Origin of the sequence: Achromobacter sp. PD1 (assembly GCF_048541815.1) — a bacterium.
GTDB classification, from domain to species: domain Bacteria; phylum Pseudomonadota; class Gammaproteobacteria; order Burkholderiales; family Burkholderiaceae_B; genus Achromobacter; species Achromobacter bronchisepticus_A.
This window is the reverse complement of sequence record NZ_CP183349.1, coordinates 4,962,063-4,974,783: the sequence shown is the minus strand read 5'-3', so window position 1 is coordinate 4,974,783 and position 12,721 is coordinate 4,962,063. Positions and strand designations below refer to the sequence as shown.

Sequence of the window (12,721 nt, the reverse complement as noted above, 5' to 3'; positions counted from 1 at the left end):
CCATGCTCGAACGCTTGAACTCGGAGTCCCTGGCGCATCTGCCCGAGGATGTGGAATCTCCCGCCTATGACCGCAGCCGGGTCACGCCCGGCATCGTGCATCTGGGCATAGGCGCTTTCCACCGCGCCCATCAGGCGGCGGTGACGGACCTGGCCATGGCCGCCAGCGGGGACTTGAGTTGGGGCATCGTGGGCGTTTCGCTGCGCAGCCCGGCCACGCGCGACGCGCTGACGCCGCAGGACGGCCTGTACACCCTGGCGCTGCGCGACGCCGACGCGGACGGGCAGTTGCGGGAACAGCTGCGGGTGATCGGGTCGGTGCTGCGGGTGGTGGTGGCCGAGGAAGATCCCCAGGCGGTGCTGGAGCGCATTGCCTCCGCCCAGACCCGCATCGTCAGCCTGACCGTCACCGAGAAGGGCTACAGCCACGAACCGTCCACCGGCCACTTGTGTTGGGACGACCCGGACATCGTGCACGACCTCGCGCATCCGGTCAGGCCGCGCAGCACCATCGGCATGCTGGTGTACGGCCTGGCGCTGCGGCGCGAACGCAGCCTGCCTCCCGTCACGCTGCTGTCTTGCGACAACCTGCACGCCAACGGCGACACGCTGCGCAGCCTGGTGCTGGCGTTCGCATTGCGGGTCGACGTGGGCCTGACCGCATGGATCGACAACCACTGCACCTTTCCGAACTCCATGGTGGACCGCATCGTGCCGGGCACGCAGGACGAAGACCGCGCGCGCGTGGCGCAGCGCCTGGGATTCGAGGACGCCTGGCCGGTGGTGGGAGAACCCTTCCTGAACTGGGTCATCGAGGACAAGTTTGCCGCCGGCCGGCCCGCCTGGGACGCGGCCGGCGCGAGCTTCGTACGCAACGCCGCGCCCTACGAGCGCCTCAAGCTGCGCATGGTCAACGCGCCGCATTCCGCATTCGCGTACCTGGGTTCGATGCTGGGCCTGCGCACCAATAGCGAGGCCGCCGCCACGCCGGTGTTGCGCCGCTACGTCGACGACATGATGCGGCTGGAACTCGCGCCCACGCTGCGCGGCGTTCCGGAGTCGGGGTTGGATGAATATCGCCAGCGCTTCCTGGCGCGCGTGTCCAATCCGGCGCTGCCGCACCTCACCCGGCAGGTCGCGATGGATGGTTCGCAGAAGGTGCCGCAGCGCCTGCTCGCCGCCATCCGCGACCGCAAACAGCGGGGCGACGATTTCAACCGGCTGGCGATGTCCGTGGCCGCCTGGCTGCATTACTTGCGCGGATACGACGAGCAGGGCAACGCCTATGCCATCCAGGATCCGCTGGCAGGCGCGCTTGCCAAATTGCTGGCGCGCGCCGAGGTCGCCGCAACGGCTTCGGCTCCCTCCCAGGCAGCGCATCGGCGCGCCACGGTGATGGCGGGATTCCGGCCTGTTTTCGGCGACCTGGGCAGCAAGCCCGTCTTTGTCGAGGCGTTGGCCCTGCAGCTGGAACGTCTGCGGACGCTCGGCGTGCTGGGCGCGCTGGAGGCGCTGGAGCGGGACGCGGCCCGGCAAGGTTCCGCGCAGCCCGTGCCGGCCGCTTGACTGCTGGCGGCGCGCCGGCATCCACAAGGAGCACAGCATGGCAAGGCGGGAATGCGTGGACGCGGCGCAGTGGCAGCAATGGGGCGAGGCGTGCTTGAGGCGTCTGGATTTCAACGAAGACGATGCCCGCTGCCTGGCATCCAGCCTGGCGCAGACCAGTTTGTGGGGCATTGATTCCCATGGCATCGCGCGGCTGCCGCACTATCTGAACCGCGTCGTCCATGGCTCGATCCTGGCGCGGCCGCAAATCCGTATCGAACAGAGCGGGCCGGCCACCGCGCAGGTGCATGGCGGCAGGGGCCACGGCATCGTGGTGGCGCACCGCGCCAGCCAGACGGCCATGGCGCTGGCGCGCGAGGCGGGCGTGGGCGCGGTCGGCGTCAGCGATTCGTCGCATTGCGGGGCCATCGGCCTGTACACGCGCGCGGCCGCCCGGCAAGGGCTGATCGGCATGGCCTACACGCATTCCGACGCCATTGCCGCGCCGTTCGGCGGCCGGCAACCATATTTCGGCACCAATCCCATTTCCTTCGCTTTCCCCAGGCGGGATGGCGAGCCCCTGTGCCTGGACATGGCGACGACTTCAATCCCGTGGAACCGGGTCATGAACGCGCGTCGCGACGGCGCCGAACTGCCCGCTGGCGTGGCGCTGGATGCCGAGGGGCGGAACGTGACCGACGCGGAGCGTGTCCGCGCCTTGTCGCCGCTGGGCGGCGACTACGGCCACAAGGGCTACGGCCTGGCGATGATGGTCGAACTCTTGTGCGGGCCGCTCAACGGCAATCCCCATGGACCGCACATCGGTCCCATGTACGAGCAGCTGGATCGTCCGCGCGAACTCGGGGCGTTCTTCATCGTCATCGATCCCGCCCGGTTTGCGGGCGGCGCGACGTTGGCCGCCGTGGCGGCGGGCATGGCGGCCGAACTGGCGGAACAGCCCGGATCGCCACGCATGCCGGGCGATCCGGAACTGGCCTCGCAGGCGCAGCGCCAGGCCGCGGGGATTCCGGTGCCGCCGGCCTTGAAGGCTGAAATGGCCGAATGGAGCGCCAGGTTGGGGCTTGCTCCGCCGCCGTTCACGCCGGCGGAGGCCCAGGCTTGATCGCAGCCGTCCCTCTACGCAAGAAGCGTCAGGGGACCAGACCGAAGAATTCCATCGTGTTGCGGCTCAGAATCTTCTGCTGCACTTCCGGCGGCAGGCCGGCGTGCGTCACCAGCTTGCCCACTTCCTGCTCGCCCAGCGGATAGGGATAGTCGGAACCCAGCAGCACCCGGTCTTCGCCCATCACGTCGATCAGCAGGCGCAGCGCGCGCGGGTCGAACACCGCGCTGTCGGTGTAGAAGCGGTCGGTGTAGGAAGAGGGCAGCTGCGGACAGTCCTGGCGGATGATGTCGCGATGGCGCCAGGCATTGTCCACGCGGCCCAGCAGGAAGGCGAAGCTGCCGCCGCCGTGCGCGAAACAGAGCTTCAGGCTGCGCGGGATGCGTTCGAACGCGCCGGACAGGATCAGCGACAGGATGCCCAGCTGGGTTTCGGCGGGCATGGCGACCAGCCACGGCAGCATCCATTTCTTCATGCGGCCGTCGGTCATCATGTCCCAGGGATGCACCAGCACCGGGATGTGGTTGTTGGCGCAGTGGATCAGGAACTGCACCAGGGTCTCGTCGTCCAGGTCGCGCGGGCCGACGTGGTTGCCGATCTGCACGCCGAGGTGGCCGGCGGCGCGGGCGCGCGACGCTTCCTTGCAGGCCAGCTCCAGATCCTGCAGCGGCACTTGCGCCAGCGCCTTCAGGCGCGCTGGCGCATGGGCGCAATGCTCCAGCGCCAGGTCGTTCATGCGGGCGGCCCAGTCGGCCGCTGCCTGGGCGGGATAGGAATAGCCGAACATGATGGGCGTCGCGCACAGGATCTGCAGGTCCACGCCGTTGCGGTCCATCTGCTGCAGGCGCAGGGCCGGGTCCCACAAGGTGGCGTCCACCGGGCGGAACGGGCGTTCGCCCGCCATGATCTGGCCGGTCGAGCCGCCGCCGTCCAGACGCAGCCAGGGCGCGTTGACGGGGTCCAGCGCCGCCGCTTCCTGCCGGGTGATCGGCGGGAAGAAGTGCGCGTGCATATCGATTTTTTGGGTCATGTGCGAAAGAAAAAAGTCGGTCGGGCGTGCGGCGGCGTGCCACGAGATCGGGCTGGCTGAAATGGCCTCTAGGCCGGAGCCGCCTGCGTGGACGGCGCATGCCCCTTGCCCGGATGGATCTCGCCGCAACTGGGACAGGTGCGTTTCTCGGTGCTGGAATAAAAGGCCTGGAACAGCGGTGGCAGGTCGGTCACGATGCTCTTGAGCTGCACCTCCACGCGGTGCACCAGGCTGCGGCATTGCGGGCAATACCACTCGAAGCCGTCCAGCAGGCCTTCCGGGCGCTGGCGTTCGATGACCAGGCAGGCGCTGTCGGTCTCCGGACGTTGCGGCGAATGCCGCACGTGCGGCGGCAGCAGGAAGATGTCGCCTTCCTTCAGGTCCACGCGTTCGGGCTTGCCGTCCACCCACAGCGACAGCCAGGCGTTGCCGCGCAGCTGGTAGAAGAACTCTTCCAGCGGGTCGTCGTGGTAGTCGGTGCGGTGGTTCGGGCCGCCGACCACGGTGACGATGAAGTCGGCGTCCTGCCAGATCTGCTGGTTGCCGACCGGCGGCTTGAGCAGATGCGCGTGGTCGTCTATCCAGCGCTGGAAATTCAACGGCGGGCCATAGGCAGGCATGCGGATCTCCGGAAGTCTGGGGGCGGACCGGGGCTGCCCCATAGCCCGCAGTCTAGGCGGGACCTTGCGGGCCTGCACAATAGAAATTACGCCGTTGGGTATGCGGCTTGTCTATGGCGGGATAACCCTGATCCACCTGTCAGCCGACGGTTTCAGCGCGCTGCGCCGCGATCTGCTTCAGATGGTCCACGAGGCGCTGGCAGGCCGGCGTCAGCGGGCGGTCCGCACGCACCGAGTAACCCACGTCGCCGAATGCGCCGAAGGCGTTGGTGGGCAGGCGGGCCAGCATGCCCGTCGCAAGGAACGGCGCCGCCGCGTCATAGGGCAGCAGCGCCAGCGCGTCGCTGTGCATGAGCACGCCGATGTTGGTCAGGAGCGATAGCGATTCGACATGCCTGGCCGGCAGGCGCAGGCCGGCGTCCAGGAAGCTGCGCTCGATCGAGGCGCGCAGCGGCGAGCTGGAGGCGGGCAGGATCCAGATGTGATCGGTCAGCGCGGCCAGCGGCGCGGGCGGCGCGCCGGCCAGGGGATGGGCGGCGCGCGCCACCAGGCACAGCTCTTCCCGGTACAGCTTGTGGTGGTCCACCGCCACGCCGGAGATCGATGCCATGTCGGCGCCGGGCAAGCGGCCGACCACGATGTCCAGATCGCCCGTGGCCAGCGCTGGCAGCAGCTGGGAGGTCGGCCCTTCGCGCACGCTGACCTGGATGCCGGGGTGCGCAGTCATCAGGCGCGCAATCGCCTCGGGCAACAGCTTGGCCGACGCGGCGATGAGCGTGCCCACCACCACATGGCCGCTGGCCCCGCCCAGCACCGCATCGATGTCGTCGGCCATGTAGCGGATCTCGGCCATCATGGCCTGGACCCGGCGGCCCAGCACCACGGCCAGCTCCGTCGGCGTCACGCCGCGGTTGGAGCGGTCGAACAAGGACGCGCCGAAGAAGGTCTCCAGTTCGTGGATGGCCTTGGTGACGGTGGGCTGGGTCAGATGCAATTCGCTGGCGGCGCGCGACAGTGAACGGCACGCCAGCACGCGCTCGAACACCTGCAACTGGTGCAGCTTCAGCTTGCGGCTGAGCGCGTTGGGCGTAATGCGGAAGTCCGACATGCGCCGCTAGCGCGCCTGCGGCTTGTAGGCGACCGCCTTGATCTCGATCAGCAGCTGCGGATGCGGCAGCTGATGCACGGCGACGGTGGTGCGGGCCGGGCCGTCGGAGTCGAAGTACTCGCCATACACCTGGTTGTAGCCGCCGAAATCGTTCATGTTGACGAGGAAGGTGCTGATCTCGACCACGTCGGCCAGCGTCGCATCGGCCGTTGCCAGGATGTCGCGGATGTTTTCGATGACGGCGCGCGTCTGCGCCCGGATGTCCAGCGTGGCGGTACCCATCGCATCGACCTCGGCGCCCGCGATGCGGTTGTCGGGCAGGCGCGAGCTGGTGCCGGAGACATACAGGAAATCGCCGGCGCGCTTGATGTGCGGATACTTGCCGCGCGGCGTGGCCTTGCCTGCGACGACGGTGGCGCTGACGCCGGGCTGGGGTGGGTTCATCGAATCTTCCTTTGCGTGGGGTGGGTCAGAGCTTAATGCAGACATTGGTCGGTTCGGTATAGAAATGCAGCGAATGGCGGCCGCCTTCGCGGCCGATGCCCGAGAGGCCGCTGCCGCCGAACGGCGTGCGCAGGTCGCGCAGGAACCAGCAGTTGACCCAGGCCAGGCCAACCTTCATGGCCTGCGCCACGCGGTGGCCGCGCGTGAGATTCTGCGTCCAGACGGCCGCGGCCAGGCCGTAGCGCGTGTCGTTGGCCAGGCGGATGGCTTCTTCTTCTGTGTCGAAGGGCGCCACGTGGCAGACCGGGCCGAAGACTTCCTCCTTGATGCAACGGGCGGTCTCGGGCAGGCCGGTCCAGATCGTGGGCTGCACGTAGGCGCCTTCATCGCGCGCGTCGCCGAATACCGGCACGCCGCCGCCGGCCACCACCGTCGCGCCTTCCTCCCGCGCCAGGGCGAAGTACGACAGCACCTTGTCGCGATGCTCGCGCGACACCAGCGGTCCCATCTCGGTGGCCGGATCCATCGGCCAGCCGATGCGCAAGGCGTCGGCGCGCGCCGCCAGCGCGGCGACGAAGCGCTCGTAGATCGGGCGTTCTACGTAGACGCGCTCGGTGCACAGGCAGACCTGGCCGCAATTGGCGAACACCGATTGCGTCACGCCGTCCACCGCGGCGTCGAAATCCGCATCGGCGAACACCAGCGCCGCGTTCTTGCCGCCCAGCTCGAAGGACACCGGCTTCACGCCCGGCGCCACCGCCCGCATGATGGCCGCGCCCGTGGCGGATTCGCCGGTGAAGGTAATGCCGTCGATATCCGGATGCGTGGTCATGAATTCGCCCGCCGAGTCCGGGCCGAAACCATGCGCCAGATTCAGCACGCCGGCCGGCAGCCCGGCTTCATGCGCGACTTCGGCCAGCAGCGTGGCCGTGGAAGGCGTGACTTCGGACGGCTTCATGATCACCGTATTGCCGAACGCCAGCGCCGGAGCCACCTTCCAGGTCAGCAACAGCAGCGGCAGGTTCCAGGGTGAAATCACGCCCACCACGCCCAGCGGCTTGCGGTAGGCGTAGTTCAGCGCCTGGCGGCCATCCGGCGTGTCCGTCATGTAGCTTTCCATGTCCAGCGTGCGAGCCAGTTCCGCGAAGGCGCGGAAATTGGCCGCGCCGCGCGGAATGTCGATCTTGCCGGCCCAGCCCACCGGCTTGCCGGTGTCGCCGATCTCGGCCTGCAGGAAATCGTCGAAGCGTCGCGCGATGCCGTCGGCCAGCGCCAGCAGATGGTCGGTGCGCTCGGCTACCGGCAGTCCCGCCCAGGCGGGCAGGGCGCGGTGCGCCGCCGCCACCGCGCGGTCGACCTGATCGCGGTTGGCTTCGTGGACCTGGGCGATCAGGCGCCCGTCCACCGGGCTGTGCTTGTCGAAGGTGGACGCGCCGTCTTCAAAGCGGCCGTCGATGTAGTTGCGCAATTGTCGGATCGTCATGTGCAGGGCCAGGTCGGGATGCAAAATAAATACGTATACGTACTATATTTTGGATCATAGACAGCGCCCCGTCTCAAGTCAATGCGATTCCGAAGCCGTCAGGGTCTGCCATTCTTCCTTGCCGATGCGGCTGACATGCTCCGTCCGATAGTCGTTCATGAACTGATTGAACTTGTTCTCCTCGGTGTGATGGTGCTTGAAGCCGCACTTTTCCTGGGCTTTGCGCGATTTTTCGTTGTCGGCGAAATAGCCGCACCATAGCGCGTTGAAGTTCAACGTTTCAAACGCGTGGCGCATCAGTGCCCTGACGGCTTCAGGAATCAACCCCTGGCCCCAGAACGGTACGCCGATCCAATACGCGATTTCGGCTTCGTCGTCGGCAATGTCGAAATTGCTGTCCTTCCCCATGAGCAACGCCACCAGGCCTATGGCGGTGTTGTCTTCCTTCTTTGTCAAGGCATAGGCCAGTGGCCGCGAAAAAACCGTCTGGATGATCTCCCGGCTATGTTCGACGCTTGTATGAGCAGGCCAGCCCGCGGCGGGGCCGATCCGTTCGTCGCATGCATACTCAAACAGGCTCGGCGCGTCGTCGGTGTGCCAGGGCCGCAAGATGAGGCGTTCGGTGCGCAGCATGATTTCCCTTCCTTTCAGCAATGAAAACAGCAGCTGCAATTCTAGGATCCGAGGGCGCAACTGATAATAGACAGAGTTGAGTAGATTAGGTAATTTTGAAAACAAAATTGCGGGAATTCATGGGTGACAATTTAATATTTCAGCGTAAATGAAAACACTCTCTCAACTCTCGGATACAGGCATCGAAGACCTGGCCATCGGCCTCAATAGCTTCGACGCACAGGTGGGTCACCCCTTGGCGTTGGCGTATGTGGTGGTGTTGATCTGCCGCGAGGGCAGCGCCGAGTGGGAAGTGAACTTCAAGCCGCACCGGATGAAGAAAAACGATCTGCTGGTCTTGGCGGAAGATTCCATCGCGCTCATCAAACGCAAGTCGGATGACTATTCATGCGCCTGCTATTTGATGAACCGGTCCATCGCTGCGGAGATTGCGCACGCCCTGCCCAACAGCCTGTTTTCCTTCTTGAGCCGTTCGCCGTTCTTCGCTGCCGAAAAGCTGTCGCCGGAGTATTCAAAGGCCTGGGAAGGCCAGGCGGCGCTGATCCATGAGCAGTGCGTCACCTACCAGCGGACCATGATCGTCAACCATGTCCAGAACCTGTTCTTGTGGATCTGTGAAAAGACAGACGGCCTTGGGGCCGGCATGAGGAATGACTTCAGCAGATCGGAAGCGGTCTGCTGGAAATTCTGGGAGCTGATCTCGCAGCACTGCGTGCAACAGCGCGGCGTGGCATTCTATGCAGGACTGCTGCACATCACTCCGTACTACCTGTCGCAGTTGAGCAGGAGATTCTTCAATGACGCGCCCAAAACGCTGATCGACAGGCAGGTCGTGCTGGAGATAAAAAAGCGCCTTACCCAGCCCAGGAAATCCGTGCAGCAGATTGCCGAGGAACTGCATTTCGCCGACGCCTCCTATTTGGGCAAGTTCTTCAAGCGCCATACCGGCGTGGGGTTGACCGACTACCGGAAAGGCAGGACATGATGAAGTCTGAAAGGGGCGTGAGCTATCTTATGGCATTGCGGCGCCATGTCATGACCGCTGACACCCATTCCTTGGAAGCCCGATGACTGCTGCATCCCGACGTATCCCCGCCAAGCAGGCCGCAGCCCAGGCCCTGCAGGCATTCGACCTGACCCAGGTTGCATCGCATCTGCTGCGCCGGGCCCACTTCCGCGCCGAAGCCCTGTTTGCCCAGGCCTTTCCCGACGAAGACCTGACCCCGCGCCAGAAGGCGTTGTTGATCACCGTCTACCAGAATCCGGGAGCGACCCAGAACCGCATCGCCGAACTGATCGCGCTGGACCGCAATTCCTTCGCTGAAATGATCGCGCGCATGACCAAAAAGGGCTATGTGCGCCGCAAGCGTTCGGCCCAGGACGGGCGCGCCTATGCGCTGGAGATCACGGAAGAGGGCATTGCCCTGTTGGCGCGCATCCTGCCGCAGGATGCCGCCGTGGAGGCGGAGGTGCTGGCGCCCATCCCAGAAGATCTGCGGCCGGTCTTCTTGAAATGCCTGCGCCTGATGGCGGGCTTGGAGCCGCAGGACGACGCCGCCTGAGAGCGTCGGGTTCAGGCGTCCGCTGCGGGTGTCGATTCCGCCGCGGGCGCGCTTTTCCGGCCGAAGCGCAGCGCGAACTGGCGCGTGAATACCGCGCCGAAGAAAAAGATCTGCGCCGAATAGTAGATCCACAGCAACAGCGCGATCAGCGATCCCGCCGCGCCATAGGCTGACACCGCCGCGCCCCGGCTGAGATAGACGCCGATGCCCCACTTGCCCACCAGGAACAGCGCCGCCGTCACGATGGCGCCCGGAATCACGTCTGGCCACGAGATCTTCGCGCTGGGCAGCAGCTTGTAGATGACCGCGAACAGCGCCACCACGATGGAGAAGGAAAACAGGCTGGAGATCCACTCCGCCACCAGGGCGAAGGACGAAGCCGTCCATAGATCGCCGTAATAGCCGCGCGCGGCCCCGAGAGCGGCGTTCACCGTCAGCGATATCAAGAGGAACAGCGCCAGCACCAGCACCAGGCCGAACGACAGCATGCGGCTGCGGACCATGCTGTGCAGCCCGCTTTTCTGGTTCGCGGAGACTTCCCACAGTTCGTCCAGGCTGGCCTTCAGTTCCGCGAAGGCCGTGGTGGCACTGAATATCAGCACGAAAATCGAGATCAGCGCGGCGATCCAGCCCTTGCCCGATTCATGGGCGCTGGCCAGCACCGTCTGGATGACTTCCGCGCCGCGCTCGCCGGTCAGGTCGCGCAGCTGCGAGAACAGCTCCGAGCGCACCGCATCTTCGCCGAAAAACGCGCCCGCCACCGCGATCACCAGGATCAGCATGGGCGCCAGCGAAAACACCATGTACAGCGCCAGCGCCGCGCCCTTGCTGGACGCGCGATGGGTGGACCACTGTTTGGCCGAGTCCATCAACAGCCCGCCGATTTCGGACGGACGCAGGGCGCGCAACAGGGTCGGGGGCAAACGCATGGGACTCGGCTCGTTCTGGGAGAGCCTTCATTGTAGGGACGCATGCGCTGCGGCGAAACCCGCAGATTGTGCGCAAACGTGTTCTTTGGCGAGGCCGCGTTGCGGAAAAAGAAAAACCCCCGGGGCGAAGGACCGGGGGTTTTTCGGGATACTGCATTCCCCGGCCGGAGCCGGGGAGGCCTTGCAAGGATGGCGGGACTTAGAAGTCCATGCCGCCCATGCCGCCCATGCCGCCGGGCATGGCCGGAGCAGCGGGCTTGTCTTCGGCCAGTTCGACCACGGCAGCTTCGGCGGTCAGCAGCAGGCTGGCGACGGAAGCGGCGTTCTGCAGGGCGGTGCGGGTCACCTTGGTGGGATCCAGCACGCCTTGCTCGACCAGGTCGGTGTACTCGCCGGTCGCGGCGTTGTAGCCGTAGTTGCCCTTGCCGTTCAGCACGGTGTTGACGACCACGCTGGCTTCTTCGCCGGCGTTGGTGACGATGGTGCGCAGCGGCTCTTCCACAGCACGCAGGATCAGCTTGATGCCGGCGTTCTGGTCAGGCGTGTCGCCCTTCAGGTCAGCGATGGCTTGCTTGGCGCGCAGCAGAGCAACGCCGCCGCCAGCCACAACGCCTTCTTCCACTGCAGCGCGGGTGGCGTGCAGGGCGTCTTCGACGCGAGCCTTCTTTTCCTTCATTTCGACTTCGGTGGCAGCGCCAACGCGAATCACGGCAACGCCGCCGGCCAGCTTGGCCACGCGTTCTTGCAGCTTTTCACGGTCGTAGTCGGACGTGGCTTCTTCGATCTGGACGCGGATTTGCTTGACGCGAGCTTCGATCGACTTGCTGTCGCCAGCGCCGTCGATGATGGTCGTGTTTTCCTTGCCCACTTCGATGCGCTTAGCTTGGCCCAGTTCAGCCAGGCCGGCCTTTTCCAGCGACATGCCGGTTTCTTCGGAGATCACCGTGCCGCCCGTCAGGATGGCGATGTCTTCCAGCATGGCCTTGCGGCGGTCGCCGAAGCCAGGAGCCTTGACGGCGGTCGTCTTCAGGATGCCGCGGATGTTGTTCACAACCAGGGTGGCCAGGGCTTCGCCTTCGACGTCTTCAGCGATGATCAGCAGCGGACGGCTCGACTTGGCAACTTGTTCCAGCACGGGCAGCAGGTCGCGGATGTTGCTGATCTTCTTGTCGAAAATCAGGACAAACGGATCTTCCAGAGCGGCAACTTGCTTGTCCGGGTTGTTGATGAAGTAGGGCGACAGGTAGCCGCGGTCGAATTGCATGCCTTCGACGACGTCCAGCTCGTTTTCCAGCGACTTGCCGTCTTCGACGGTGATGACGCCTTCCTTGCCGACCTTGTCCATCGCGTCAGCGATGATCTGGCCGATGGAGGTGTCGCTGTTGGCGGAGATCGAGCCGACCTGGGCGATTTCCTTGCTGGTCGTGACCGGCTTGGATTGCTTCTTCAGTTCAGCGACGGCGGCGGCGACAGCCTTGTCGATGCCGCGCTTCAGGTCGATCGGGTTGAAACCGGCGGCAACGTACTTCAGGCCTTCCATGACGATGGCCTGGGCCAGCACGGTGGCGGTGGTGGTGCCGTCACCGGCGTTGTCGGAGGTCTTGGAGGCAACGTCCTTGACCAGCTGGGCGCCGATGTTCTCGAACTTGTCCTTCAGTTCGATTTCCTTGGCGACGGACACGCCGTCCTTGGTCACGGTCGGGGCGCCGAACGAGCGCTCCAGCACGACGTTGCGACCCTTGGGGCCCAGGGTGGTCTTGACAGCATTGGCGAGAACATTCACGCCGCGGACGATGCGCACGCGGGCGTCGTCACCGAACAGTACTTGCTTGGCAGCCATTTCTTAGCTTCCTTCGAAAATTCGTTTGAGGCGGGGTTTACTGGACCACGGCGAGGATTTCGTCCTCGCGGATGACGAGCAGCTCTTCGCCGTCAACCTTCACGGACTGGCCGGCGTACTTGCCGAACAGCACCTTGTCGCCAGCCTTCAGGTCGACCGGCAGGATCTTGCCGTCTTCGGTCTTCTTGCCGGGGCCGACGGCCACGACTTCACCCTGATCGGGCTTTTCAGCGGCGCTGTCGGGGATAACGATGCCCGATGCAGTCTTGCGCTCGTTTTCGAGGCGTTTGACGATCACGCGATCGCCCAGGGGACGCAAGGCCATGAGGAACTCCTGTTGCAAAAAAGAGAAGGAAATGATCGGTTAGGCCCGGGAACGCTTGTTAGCACTCACCGGTGTCGAGT

Annotated in this window: 13 protein-coding genes; 4 read left to right on the top strand and 9 right to left on the bottom strand. The window is 65.2% G+C overall.

Going from position 1 to position 12,721, the window contains the following annotated elements; all coding sequences use genetic code 11:
• Positions 1-2 precede the first annotated feature (2 nt).
• Both ACM1PE_RS23470 and ACM1PE_RS23465 read left to right on the top strand, forming a co-directional pair.
• Positions 3-1,565, top strand: coding sequence for a mannitol dehydrogenase family protein (locus ACM1PE_RS23470; protein WP_419341123.1), 1,563 nt, complete (start codon positions 3-5; stop codon positions 1,563-1,565).
• Between the two features lie 37 nt (positions 1,566-1,602).
• Positions 1,603-2,667 (top strand): Ldh family oxidoreductase, encoded by a 1,065-nt coding sequence (locus ACM1PE_RS23465; RefSeq protein WP_419341122.1) that lies wholly within the window; start codon positions 1,603-1,605, stop codon positions 2,665-2,667.
• A 28-nt stretch (positions 2,668-2,695) separates the two neighbouring features.
• Here ACM1PE_RS23465 and ACM1PE_RS23460 read toward each other — a convergent pair whose 3' ends face one another.
• The 6 genes from ACM1PE_RS23460 to ACM1PE_RS23435 form a co-directional block, all read right to left on the bottom strand.
• Positions 2,696-3,697, bottom strand: a complete 1,002-nt coding sequence (locus ACM1PE_RS23460; RefSeq protein ID WP_059371380.1) for an amidohydrolase family protein — start codon at positions 3,695-3,697, stop codon at positions 2,696-2,698.
• 68 nt (positions 3,698-3,765) lie between these two features.
• A complete protein-coding gene (locus ACM1PE_RS23455; RefSeq protein ID WP_059371381.1) occupies positions 3,766-4,317 on the bottom strand; it encodes a 3-hydroxyanthranilate 3,4-dioxygenase in 552 nt (183 codons plus the stop codon).
• A gap of 139 nt (positions 4,318-4,456) precedes the next feature.
• A complete protein-coding gene (locus ACM1PE_RS23450) occupies positions 4,457-5,425 on the bottom strand; it encodes a LysR substrate-binding domain-containing protein (protein WP_059371382.1) in 969 nt (322 codons plus the stop codon).
• A gap of 6 nt (positions 5,426-5,431) precedes the next feature.
• Positions 5,432-5,869 carry a RidA family protein gene (locus tag ACM1PE_RS23445; protein WP_059371383.1) on the bottom strand — a complete coding sequence of 146 codons (438 nt, stop codon included), beginning with the start codon at positions 5,867-5,869 and terminating at the stop codon, positions 5,432-5,434.
• A gap of 25 nt (positions 5,870-5,894) precedes the next feature.
• Complete coding sequence (locus tag ACM1PE_RS23440; protein WP_059371495.1) at positions 5,895-7,352, bottom strand: 2-hydroxymuconic semialdehyde dehydrogenase; 1,458 nt, start codon at positions 7,350-7,352, stop codon at positions 5,895-5,897.
• A 78-nt stretch (positions 7,353-7,430) separates the two neighbouring features.
• Positions 7,431-7,985 carry a GNAT family N-acetyltransferase gene (locus ACM1PE_RS23435; protein WP_280014554.1) on the bottom strand — a complete coding sequence of 185 codons (555 nt, stop codon included), beginning with the start codon at positions 7,983-7,985 and terminating at the stop codon, positions 7,431-7,433.
• A 148-nt stretch (positions 7,986-8,133) separates the two neighbouring features.
• Here ACM1PE_RS23435 and ACM1PE_RS23430 point away from each other — a divergent pair, with 148 nt between their 5' ends.
• Together ACM1PE_RS23430 and ACM1PE_RS23425 are read left to right on the top strand one after the other, a co-directional pair.
• The gene (locus tag ACM1PE_RS23430) at positions 8,134-8,970 is read left to right on the top strand and encodes a helix-turn-helix domain-containing protein (RefSeq protein WP_059371384.1); all 837 of its coding nucleotides are present in this window, start codon (positions 8,134-8,136) and stop codon (positions 8,968-8,970) included.
• 82 nt (positions 8,971-9,052) lie between these two features.
• Complete coding sequence (locus tag ACM1PE_RS23425; RefSeq protein ID WP_059371385.1) at positions 9,053-9,547, top strand: MarR family winged helix-turn-helix transcriptional regulator; 495 nt, start codon at positions 9,053-9,055, stop codon at positions 9,545-9,547.
• A gap of 11 nt (positions 9,548-9,558) precedes the next feature.
• Here the strand turns inward: ACM1PE_RS23425 and ACM1PE_RS23420 are convergent, their stop codons facing one another.
• The 3 genes from ACM1PE_RS23420 to groES all read right to left on the bottom strand — a co-directional run bounded on the left by ACM1PE_RS23420 (position 9,559) and on the right by groES (position 12,641).
• Entirely contained in the window at positions 9,559-10,476 is a 918-nt protein-coding gene (locus ACM1PE_RS23420; protein ID WP_059371386.1) for a YihY/virulence factor BrkB family protein, read from the bottom strand.
• A gap of 199 nt (positions 10,477-10,675) precedes the next feature.
• Complete coding sequence (groL, locus tag ACM1PE_RS23415) at positions 10,676-12,316, bottom strand: chaperonin GroEL (protein ID WP_054451905.1); 1,641 nt, start codon at positions 12,314-12,316, stop codon at positions 10,676-10,678.
• A gap of 37 nt (positions 12,317-12,353) precedes the next feature.
• Entirely contained in the window at positions 12,354-12,641 is a 288-nt protein-coding gene (groES, locus tag ACM1PE_RS23410) for a co-chaperone GroES (RefSeq protein ID WP_006221616.1), read from the bottom strand.
• Positions 12,642-12,721: the final 80 nt, after the last annotated feature.

Excerpts from the sequence above, each read along its gene's own strand:
- ACM1PE_RS23470 (WP_419341123.1), top strand. The coding sequence starts at position 3 with ATGCTCGAACGCTTGAACTCGGAGTCCCTGGCGCATCTGCCCGAGGAT.
- ACM1PE_RS23465 (WP_419341122.1), top strand. The coding sequence starts at position 1,603 with ATGGCAAGGCGGGAATGCGTGGACGCGGCGCAGTGGCAGCAATGGGGC.
- ACM1PE_RS23460 (WP_059371380.1), bottom strand. The coding sequence starts at position 3,697 with ATGACCCAAAAAATCGATATGCACGCGCACTTCTTCCCGCCGATCACC.
- ACM1PE_RS23455 (WP_059371381.1), bottom strand. The coding sequence starts at position 4,317 with ATGCCTGCCTATGGCCCGCCGTTGAATTTCCAGCGCTGGATAGACGAC.
- ACM1PE_RS23450 (WP_059371382.1), bottom strand. The coding sequence starts at position 5,425 with ATGTCGGACTTCCGCATTACGCCCAACGCGCTCAGCCGCAAGCTGAAG.
- ACM1PE_RS23445 (WP_059371383.1), bottom strand. The coding sequence starts at position 5,869 with ATGAACCCACCCCAGCCCGGCGTCAGCGCCACCGTCGTCGCAGGCAAG.
- ACM1PE_RS23440 (WP_059371495.1), bottom strand. The coding sequence starts at position 7,352 with ATGACGATCCGACAATTGCGCAACTACATCGACGGCCGCTTTGAAGAC.
- ACM1PE_RS23435 (WP_280014554.1), bottom strand. The coding sequence starts at position 7,985 with ATGCTGCGCACCGAACGCCTCATCTTGCGGCCCTGGCACACCGACGAC.
- ACM1PE_RS23430 (WP_059371384.1), top strand. The coding sequence starts at position 8,134 with ATGAAAACACTCTCTCAACTCTCGGATACAGGCATCGAAGACCTGGCC.
- ACM1PE_RS23425 (WP_059371385.1), top strand. The coding sequence starts at position 9,053 with ATGACTGCTGCATCCCGACGTATCCCCGCCAAGCAGGCCGCAGCCCAG.
- ACM1PE_RS23420 (WP_059371386.1), bottom strand. The coding sequence starts at position 10,476 with ATGCGTTTGCCCCCGACCCTGTTGCGCGCCCTGCGTCCGTCCGAAATC.
- groL (WP_054451905.1), bottom strand. The coding sequence starts at position 12,316 with ATGGCTGCCAAGCAAGTACTGTTCGGTGACGACGCCCGCGTGCGCATC.
- groES (WP_006221616.1), bottom strand. The coding sequence starts at position 12,641 with ATGGCCTTGCGTCCCCTGGGCGATCGCGTGATCGTCAAACGCCTCGAA.